At 59.9% G+C, this 6,981-nt stretch carries 8 protein-coding genes; 3 read left to right on the top strand and 5 right to left on the bottom strand.

Going from position 1 to position 6,981, the window contains the following annotated elements; all coding sequences use genetic code 11:
• Positions 1-156 precede the first annotated feature (156 nt).
• Positions 157-1,074 (bottom strand): hypothetical protein, encoded by a 918-nt coding sequence (locus Q7T64_RS10620; RefSeq protein WP_304795307.1) that lies wholly within the window; start codon positions 1,072-1,074, stop codon positions 157-159.
• A 42-nt stretch (positions 1,075-1,116) separates the two neighbouring features.
• On the bottom strand, positions 1,117-1,347 hold the full coding sequence (locus Q7T64_RS10615) for a hypothetical protein (protein WP_304795306.1): 231 nt from the start codon (positions 1,345-1,347) through the stop codon (positions 1,117-1,119).
• Positions 1,348-1,657: 310 nt separating this feature from the next.
• On the opposite strand from Q7T64_RS10615, the gene Q7T64_RS10610 reads away from it, so the two are divergent.
• Together Q7T64_RS10610 and Q7T64_RS10605 are read left to right on the top strand one after the other, a co-directional pair.
• Positions 1,658-3,145, top strand: a complete 1,488-nt coding sequence (locus Q7T64_RS10610) for a TyeA family type III secretion system gatekeeper subunit (protein WP_304795305.1) — start codon at positions 1,658-1,660, stop codon at positions 3,143-3,145.
• 13 nt (positions 3,146-3,158) lie between these two features.
• Complete coding sequence (locus tag Q7T64_RS10605; RefSeq protein WP_304795303.1) at positions 3,159-3,542, top strand: CesT family type III secretion system chaperone; 384 nt, start codon at positions 3,159-3,161, stop codon at positions 3,540-3,542.
• Positions 3,543-3,610: 68 nt separating this feature from the next.
• Here the strand turns inward: Q7T64_RS10605 and pcaF are convergent, their stop codons facing one another.
• The 3 genes from pcaF to Q7T64_RS10590 form a co-directional block, all read right to left on the bottom strand.
• Complete coding sequence (pcaF, locus tag Q7T64_RS10600) at positions 3,611-4,813, bottom strand: 3-oxoadipyl-CoA thiolase (protein ID WP_304795301.1); 1,203 nt, start codon at positions 4,811-4,813, stop codon at positions 3,611-3,613.
• A 92-nt stretch (positions 4,814-4,905) separates the two neighbouring features.
• A complete protein-coding gene (locus tag Q7T64_RS10595; RefSeq protein WP_304795299.1) occupies positions 4,906-5,547 on the bottom strand; it encodes a CoA transferase subunit B in 642 nt (213 codons plus the stop codon).
• Positions 5,544-6,149 carry a 3-oxoacid CoA-transferase subunit A gene (locus tag Q7T64_RS10590; RefSeq protein WP_370653302.1) on the bottom strand — a complete coding sequence of 202 codons (606 nt, stop codon included), beginning with the start codon at positions 6,147-6,149 and terminating at the stop codon, positions 5,544-5,546. The genes Q7T64_RS10595 and Q7T64_RS10590 overlap by 4 nt, the downstream gene beginning before the upstream one ends.
• Before the next feature lie 385 nt (positions 6,150-6,534).
• On the opposite strand from Q7T64_RS10590, the gene Q7T64_RS10585 reads away from it, so the two are divergent.
• Positions 6,535-6,981 (top strand): helix-turn-helix domain-containing protein (locus Q7T64_RS10585; RefSeq protein WP_304795297.1); only part of this gene is annotated, 447 nt, incomplete at its 3' end.

Genomic DNA, 6,981 nt, shown 5'->3' with positions numbered 1-6,981 from the left:
GGCCGCTGTCTTCGGTCCGCTTGATCGTCAAGTTGACGGGGACGGTTTCGCTGGTCAATACGCCGTTTGTCATGGGGGATACTCCCTGCTTGTTTACAATCTGTTTGAAGTACGCGGATAAACAATGCCCGGTTCAGGCAGTTGAACACGGCGCAGTCAGCGCTTGCTCGTGGCCTCGGACACCCTGGCCTGCCTGTCTTCGACCAGGCGTTCGTCACTTCTTCTCTCGCGGGTAAGCTTGCGGGAAGTGTCGACCTCTAGCCGGGACTCCTGGCGCCCTTGCTCATCATTGACAAGCTGGACCCGCACCCGCTTTTGACCCAGGATCAATTCATTGAGCAACGTGGTTTGCGCAGAAATGACAGCGGACGAGATCTGCAACTCGGGCAGCATCTCAACCTGCGTTTGAGCAACCTGGGCACGTACGGCGGACAACTGCTCCTCGGTAAAGCGGCGATTGGCCTTGCGATCGAGGCAGTAAAAAATGGTCGTGGTCTTGGTATTTTCATCCGATGTGCCCGCAAGCACGATCGCTGAAAAGCTCGCCACATTGTTACCCATGTCACGCTTGGTTCCGGGGATGGCGGCGCGCTGATCCTCGGTCATCCAGATCAACGACTGCTGGATGGACGACGAGATCAGTTCGCCTTCCTTTGAAGTCACTTCAACGCTCAGCGACGACAATACTGCAACCATGACCGGCGGCGGCTCAAAACCGAGTTCGATCATTTCCAGCGCCAGCGCATCGGACGCGATTTTCGTGGGCGCCAAAAAAAGTCCCTGCTGATCGACAAACTCATCGAGCTTGACCACGCCCGCGCTCGTCAATGGATCGAACAAGGTAAAGGACGGCAGCTCGATCGCCTCGCCAGGCGCCAGGGCGCGCATTGACTCGTCAAGTTGGTAGGCACGCTCCAGATCGGCCAGCCGCTCGCCCAGCCGGCTGGTACGGGATGACAGCGACGTTGCAATCTGCGAGGACAACTCCGCCTGCACGAAGCGGATCGCCGCCATCGGGTCTACTGTCAGGGTCTGGTTCAATCTGTCAACGGTGGTCGGGATATTGAGCAACATGGCATGCCTTGGTCGGTCTGGAGTCTGGAGGAGGGAACCGGGCTAAACGAGTCGCCGCGCGTTGCGCGGGCGATAGCTCAGCGACTGTTCGAACATTTTGTGGCGATAGGCGCGTTCCGCTTCACGCTCGACGTCCTTCATCATGATTGCGACCTCGGCATCGATTTTCGCCTTCTCACCGGCGCTGAGCTGATCAAGCTGCCTTTTTATCCCAGCCCCTTCGCCGGCGAAAAAGCGGGTGGCCTGCGCGATTGCGGCGTCTGCCTCGGCCATCACCTGTTCCAGGTCTGCAATGACTTGCCTGGCTCTTTCTTGCTGTCGCTTGTGTGGATTCATGGTCGAGGTGCGCTCCCTTGGATGGCTCGCGCCAGGCGCGAGGGCGATGTTTCTTCAATATCCGCTACTAAGTAACAAAATTGCCCGCCCGGTTCCCAGTCCCCGCTGCCCGCGCCGAAATTCGGGAACTGCCCGGCCCGCCACGTTACCAAGCGCTCGCCTGTTGCTCGGTCCGCCGTGTCTGTACGAAAACATAGCCGACAGACTTTTTACTCCCTTGTACCCAATACTGATTCTCCAAGACCCCATGGCTGGAAACGATATCCGCCGCGTCGCCGGCGACACCTTGCGACACACGACTGCTGGCCTGGCCGCCCAGGTCCAACAGGGAACCCGGAACGGCAAAGTGCTGGACTACGACAGCCTGGGGCGCGCCCGCCGGCTGGAGAAGATAGAAAAGGGGCTGTTACGTGAGCCGGCACATTTCGGACAGGGGCTGCCAAAAGTGCCGGAAAAATCGCTTTCGCAGCGAACCCAGCACGCCAGCCGCCCGGTTCGGTCTCTTTCGGGCGAAGAGATCAGGCGCCACGCCAGGCTGAGCGGGGCCGGCGAACTCATCGCCCAAAAGTCACTGGCGTACGTTCGCGCCCGGCAACTGCCGCAGGAACGCCCTTCCGCCAGCGGCCGCGGCGCGCTGCAGGATTACCTGGCTCTTCAAGGGAGCAAATCCGCACTTGGCGCGCCGAGCAACGAAGAATTCATTGCCCGCATGGCGCCATTGCCGGACTTTTCCGGCGGCGCACCGGAGCTGGCCCGCCGGTTCTACGAAGCCAGCAGTGACGACGACGAGCTCAAGAAGCTGCTCGCCGGCTTTGCACTTGAGGAAAACGACCAGCAGAAAGTCATTGCTGACATCAGGAAATGCGGGCATCACCATCAAACCGGTTACCAGCCGTCTGACTTGACCAGGGTGCTGGCCCGGGCAATGAACATCGGCGACATGCGGCCCTCGGGAGCCGACGCGATCGCTTTGCTATCCAGCATTGATGACCGGCTGGCAGAGATGGAAGGCGACCCGGAGGTCGGCCGCTACATCAACGGCGCGCTCAACATTGCCGATGAGGCAGAAAAGACCGCCGATCCTGCCCGCTTCGCTGATGATTACGCCGACCTGGTGCACGGCAGCGAAGCATGGGGTGAAAAATGCCTGAAGGTGCTTGACCGCTACACCAGCCAAGGTCGTGGCGACGATCTGCAGGAACTGCCGCGCACGCTGGAAGCCGCCAGTCGCGCAGCCGATCTCGACCTCCATGCGGAATTCCCCTCCACCGACAAGGTGCGGCTGCAGGCGGCAATCGAGTCGCTCAGCCTGGTGGTACGCATGAAAACCGTATCCGAGTCCGTAGATGAAACGGTGCAGTTCATCGAACGCCATCATGGAAAATCAATCAAGCCGTCAGAATTGTTGCGGGGGGTGCTGGAGATATTTGCCAATCCCTATGGCGCCGCATCCTCCCTCGCTGCACTGGCCACCCGGCTTGGATTGAAACATCCGGACGAGAGCATCACCCTGTTTCGCGAAGTGGGAAAGTGTGTCCGGCTGATGCAGCAGATTTTTACCGATGCCAATGCCAGCGATGCTGCACGCACCGGCGTGCAGGACGCGCTCGACAACGCGATCGCCTACGAAGAAATGCTGCTGGACCAGGCTGAAAAAGGCAATCCGGCATTGGCCCCGAAAACCACAGCACCGGATCTGCCTTTGCCGATGCCGGCACCCCACCTGATGCCCTGAACGGGAGGCTTGCATGGCCTGGATAGAACAATCAATCAGCGAATTCGGGCGCAGCATCGGCATTGCTTCGCTGGCCCTTGATGCGGGCGGCGGATTGCGGCTGGGCACTGAGTCGGGTGGTGCAATTGAAGTGCACCACCAGCGCGAATTCCAGCCGCCTGTCGTCCTGGTGATGATGTCTGAACCGGTCGGATTCAATCGCGGTAAACGCTTGCGCACGGCGATGCGGCTGGCGGATTTTCGCCGCCGGCCCACCGTGCCCGTGCTGGTCGCCCTGGATGCGGACCAGCTGGTACTGGCCACCCGCATGGACGAACGTTCGTTTTCGCACCCCGCGCTGGAATCGGTCCTCGACCAGCTTGAGCGCCTGCACCAGCAAATCGCCAGCGCCGACTAGCGGCGTCGGTCCTGGCCCGAAAACGGGTATTCGCTCCAAGGACGGCCGGAGCAATACCCGGCCCGCACTCAGACCCGCTCGATCACCATCGCAATTCCCTGCCCGACACCGATGCACATCGTGCACAGGGCGTAGCGACCGCCGGTGCGGTGCAATTGATACATCGCCGTTGTCACCAAACGCGCGCCGCTCATGCCAAGCGGATGACCGAGCGCGATCGCCCCGCCATTCGGATTGACCCTGGGATCATCATCTGCCACGCCTAGCAGGCGCAATACGGCCAGGCCCTGGGACGCGAATGCCTCATTGAGTTCGATCACATCCATTTGCTCGATCCGCATGCCCAGCCGCTTCAGCAAGAGCTGCGAGGCCGGCGCCGGGCCAATGCCCATGATGTGCGGCGCAACGCCTGCCGTGGCCATGCCGACGATCCGGGCGCGCGGCGTCAACTGGTGCTCGCGTGCGGCCTGTTCGCTGGCGATCAACATCGCGCATGCGCCATCATTGACACCGGATGCGTTGCCCGCGGTAACGGTGCCGTCCGGCCGCACGACACCTTTCAGCTTTGCCAAAGCTTCGACGCTGGTGATGCGCGGATGTTCGTCATGCTCGACGACGATGGAGTCGCCTTTTCTCTGCGGAATCACCACAGGCGTGATTTCCTGCGCCAGGATGCCATTTTTTTGCGCGGCGGCGGCCTTGTCCTGGCTTGCTACGGCAAACTTGTCCTGGTCGGCGCGGCTGATCTCGTACTGAGTTGCGACGTTTTCGGCGGTTTCCGGCATTGAATCCACGCCGAACAATGCTTTCATCTGCGGGTTGACGAAGCGCCAGCCGATCGTGGTGTCGTAGATGGACGAATTGCGCGCAAATGCACTGTCGGCCTTGCCCATCACGAACGGCGCGCGCGTCATCGATTCGACGCCGCCGGCGATCATCAGCTGTGCCTCGCCGGCCTTGATCGCGCGCGCTGCGCTGCCCACTGCGTCCATCCCCGACCCGCACAATCGGTTGATCGTGCCGCCAGGCACCTCCTGCGGCAGCCCGGCGAGCAACGCCGACATGCGGGCAACATTGCGATTGTCTTCACCGGCCTGGTTGGCGCAGCCATAGAGTACGTCTTCGACCGCACGCCAGTCGAGTTCGGGATGGCGCGCCAGCAAGGCTTTCAGGGGCACAGCGCCCAGGTCGTCGGCGCGCACATCCTTTAACGCACCGGCATAGCGCCCGATGGGTGTGCGGATGGCATCGCAGATATAGGCATCGTTCATTTCAATATCGCTTTTAGTTAGGGACGGGCCGAAGCATCGGCTCATCCGATTGCTGAATGTCTGATTTATTGAAGCAGGGCACCAAACCGATTTTAGCGCCTGTCGATCAAGTCCATGCCGGACATATCCTGCAAGGCATCAAAAGACAGTTCGGGGATGATCTCGCGCACGGCGAACCCCTCCGGTGTGACGTCGATCACGGCCAGGTCGGTATAGACGCGACTGACGCAGCGCACGCCGGTGAGCGGATAGGTGCACTGGCGTACCAGTTTGCTTTCACCGCTCTTGGTCAGATGCTCCATCATGATGAAAACCTGCTTGGCGCCGATCGCAAGATCCATCGCGCCGCCCACTGCAGGGATCGCGTCCGGGGCGCCCGTATGCCAGTTGGCAAGGTCGCCTGCAACAGAAACCTGGAATGCGCCCAGCACGCAAATGTCGAGATGGCCGCCGCGCATCATCGCAAACGAATCGGCATGGTGGAAGTAGGCGCCGCCGGGGAGCAAGGTAACCGGCTGCTTGCCGGCGTTGATCAGGTCTTCGTCTTCCTGTCCGGGCAAGGGCGCACGGCCCATGCCGAGAATGCCGTTTTCGCTGTGCAGGAAAATTTCGCGGTCAGGCGGAAGATGGTTGGCAACCAGGGTCGGCAAGCCAATGCCGAGGTTGACATACGCGCCTTCTGCAATGTCTTGCGCTACCCGTGCGGCCATCTGGTCACGATTGAGTCGTTTCATGCTTGCGCTCCTTCCAGTACCACGCGCTGGACAAAAATGCCGGGCGTCACGATGTTTTCAGGATCCAGTTCACCTAGCGCTGCAATGCCCGCGACCTGGGCGATCGTGCATTTGGCGGCGCTGGCCATGATAGGACCGAAATTGCGGGCCGCCTTGCGATAGACCAGGTTGCCCCAGCGGTCGCCACGGTGCGCCTTGATCAGCGCGTAGTCGGCGTGGATCGGTGTTTCGAGCACGTAGCCGCGGCCGTTGATGACGCGGGTCTCGCGGCCTTCGGCCAGCAGCGTGCCATAACCGGTCGGCGTAAAGAAGCCGGCAATCCCGGCACCTGCGGCCCTGATGCGTTCAGCGAGGTTTCCTTGCGGCGTCAGTTCAAGTTCGATTTCACCGGCCCGGTACAGGCCGTCGAACACGTGCGAGTCGGTCTGCCGAGGAAACGAGCAAATGATCTTGCGCACCCGTTTGGCCTTGAGCAAGGCCGCCAGCCCGTGGTCGCCATTGCCGGCATTGTTATTGACGATGGTGAGTTCCCGTGCACCCTGCTCGATCAGCGCGTCGATCAGCGCAGCCGGCATGCCAGCGTTGCCAAAGCCGCCAATCATGACCGTCGAGCCATCAGGAATGCCGGAAACAGCAGATTGAATGGAATCGTAATTTTGTTAATCAAGATTAGCACTCTTCCTATAAATAATTGACATTTTTCCCCAAGCCTGATCTTGCTTATAAAACAACATAAGTCTGCGGCGGGGTTTGATTTTCCTCGCAAGTGCTACTTGAGTGCAGTAAAATCGGCGCTATTGTCATGCTGCCATCGACAAATGTTCGATTATCGAACATTCAATCGATTAAAGAACGTTGAATTTTTTCATGTCAGCATGAACGCGTCAAGATCGCAACCGCAATTGTGTGCGGTGGTCGAACATTCGGTTGATTATCGGATTTTGACTTCCCGGTGCATTTAACATTTTGTTAGGGAGTAGTCGAACCATGCAATACCTGACTGAGCAGGCCAAAACCAATATCAAGGACAAAAACACCCTCGGGGAAGACGACCTGCTGCCGGAAACGGGAGGGCTGATCGCAGAAGACCCTGACGTTCGCGGCAACACAGACGACTCCGATGATGTCGACGACGCCGACGATCCTGGCAGCACCGAAAAGCTCGACGGCAAGCGCGAGCTGACGATTGCCGAGGAAATTGAGGCTCTGACAGATCCGAGTTTCATGACATCGCTGGCACGCGGCCTGGCGGTAGTGCGGTCTTTCAGCGACCAACGCCGCAGCCTGACCATTGCGCAGATCAGCCACCGGACCGGCATTCCACGCGCTGCGGTGCGGCGCTGCCTCTACACGCTGAAGCAACTCGGGTATGCCGACTCCGAGGCCAATAATTACTTCCTGAAGCCAAAAATCCTGACGCTGGGCTATTCCTAC

This window comes from Lacisediminimonas sp. (assembly GCF_030645335.1).
GTDB lineage: Bacteria > Pseudomonadota > Gammaproteobacteria > Burkholderiales > Burkholderiaceae_D > Lacisediminimonas.
The sequence above is the reverse complement of the archived record's forward strand: the minus strand, read 5'-3'. Positions and strand labels throughout refer to the sequence as shown.